General features: G+C 44.3%; 2 protein-coding genes. One reads left to right on the forward strand and one right to left on the reverse strand.

Annotated elements, in window-relative coordinates:
- Positions 1-1,680, forward strand: a 1,680-nt coding sequence (locus VN429_RS05385; protein WP_325630635.1) for a PocR ligand-binding domain-containing protein, incomplete at its 5' end; no start/stop codon positions are given.
- Positions 1,681-1,700: 20 nt separating this feature from the next.
- On the opposite strand, the gene VN429_RS05390 is transcribed toward VN429_RS05385, so the two are convergent.
- On the reverse strand, positions 1,701-2,196 hold a 496-nt coding region (locus VN429_RS05390), incomplete at its 5' end, for a YkgJ family cysteine cluster protein (RefSeq protein ID WP_325630637.1).

The following is a 2,196-nucleotide window of genomic DNA, read 5'->3' on the forward strand; positions in this document are numbered from 1 at the left end:
CAATATAATAAAAACGAGGCGAATCTTAAGGAATTGCTGCATAGCCAGTCAAGATTCAGGGATCTCTTTTTTAGTTCACCAATAGGGCACGAATGGTTTGATGCTGATGGAAGTCTTCTTGAGATTAACCAGGCATGTCTGGATATTTTTGGTGTTGCAAACCAGGATGACCTGAAAGGGCTCAACATTTGGGAAGACCCAAATCTTCCCGGTAATATGCGTGAAAAAGTTGAAACCGGTGAAATCCAGAAATTTGAAACCCTTTTTGATTTTGATAAGGCATGGCCCCGGAACTTTTACAAGACCTCAAAAACTGGAACGATGTACCTGGAGGTGGTTATTAGTCCAATATGGGATAACCAAAACCGGTCACAGAGCGGATTTCTTGTTCATGTCATTGATATTACAGCAAAAAAGAACCTTGAAAAGTCACTGGTAGAAAGAATAGTCGCTCTTACGCAGCCTCTGAATGAACCAGCGTCAGTTCAGTTTGCAGATCTCTTCAACATTGATCAACTTCAGCAGCTTCAGGATGCATTTTCAGAGGCCACACAGGTAGGATCCCTGATTACCCTTCCTGATGGCACATGGATTACAAAGCCTAGCAACTTTTGCAGGCTTTGCAATGATATTATCCGAAAAACTGAGAAAGGAAAGGCAAACTGTACACATTCAGATCAGTGCATTGGCAGGTACCACCCGTCTGGTCCTGTTATCCAGCGATGTATGAGCGGAGGATTGTGGGATGCGGCTGCAAACATTACCGTAGGGGGAAATCACATTGCAAGCTGGCTTATCGGGCAGGTAAAGAACGAGGATGTAAACGAAGATAAGGTTCTGGCATATGCTGATGAGATTGGTGCAGACCGGGAGCAATTCAAAGAGGCATTGGCAGAAGTTCCACAGATGTCCAGAGAGCAATTTGAAAAAGTTGCCTCCATCCTCTATCTCTTTGCAAACGAACTTTCAGCCAGGGCATACCAGAATGTACAGCAGGCCAGGTTCATCAGTGAACGACAACGAGCAGAAACCGCCCTCAAGAGGGCCAACGAACAGATAAACCTGCTCACCAGCATTACCCGCCATGATATCAACAACAAATTGACTGCCATGATCGCATATCTCGTCCTGATTAGGGATAATTCACATGAATCTGAATGCAAAACCTATATCGGGAAGATTGAGCAGATCGCAAGTACCATGAGAAACCAGATCGACTTTACCAAAGTATACCAGAATCTCGGTTCTCATGAACCTCTATGGCAGAAAGTTCAGGAAATTCTTCCATATCAGGAGATACCACCAGAAATCACCTTCAAATCAAACGTTTCAGGTTTGGAGGTATATGCTGATCCTATGCTGGAAAAAGTCTTTCAGACCCTGCTTGATAATTCAATCAGACACGGAGAGAGAGTTACTATGATTGATGTTTCATATATCCGGGAATCAACTGATTGCGTGATTTCTTGGGAGGACAACGGAACAGGGATTTCAGACACGGAGAAACCATATATCTTTAACAGAGGATATGGAAAAAACACCGGACTCGGACTCTTCCTTGCCAAAGAAATACTTGGGATTACCGGAGTTGAGATTCAAGAGACTGGGATGCAGGGGAAAGGGGCCCGATTTGATATACGTATTCCTTCTGATATGTTCAGGGCCCGGGATTCTCAGTAGCAAAACGTGAAATTATCATATTATGATCTAATCTGAAATCCGGCTCTTTGTACGATATCACACATTTTCTGATCCCAGACCCTATCATCAGGTTCATGGAGAACTCTTACACATGCATCCCAAACTTCTTCCAGGTCCGGGTTTTCTGCATGCAGATGCCTGCTCTGCATCACTCTTCCGGCACGGTTGCCAGAAGAGTCAAGAATCAGGAACCGCCAACATCCATACTCCTGGCAGATATCAGGCCTTGTGAGATGGACCGTACAGTAATAGAGACCATCTCTATCATCTCTCCTGAAGAAGGGACATGCATCAGGACGCTCAGTAAATATCGTCTGATCATCGTAGAGATGATACATGTGTGGAGAGACCGATACTGTATGTTTCATTCCGGTGTACTGGTTTTCAATCAGAAACGTGTATGGATCACAGGGCTTTGCAATACAAAATACCAGACCCAGGTAACTGCAGCATTCACCACATTGCTGACACTCAAATGAGATGCTCTGTTCCTCC

The sequence above is a fragment of the Methanospirillum sp. genome (genome assembly GCF_035560735.1).
Taxonomy (GTDB): domain Archaea; phylum Halobacteriota; class Methanomicrobia; order Methanomicrobiales; family Methanospirillaceae; genus Methanospirillum.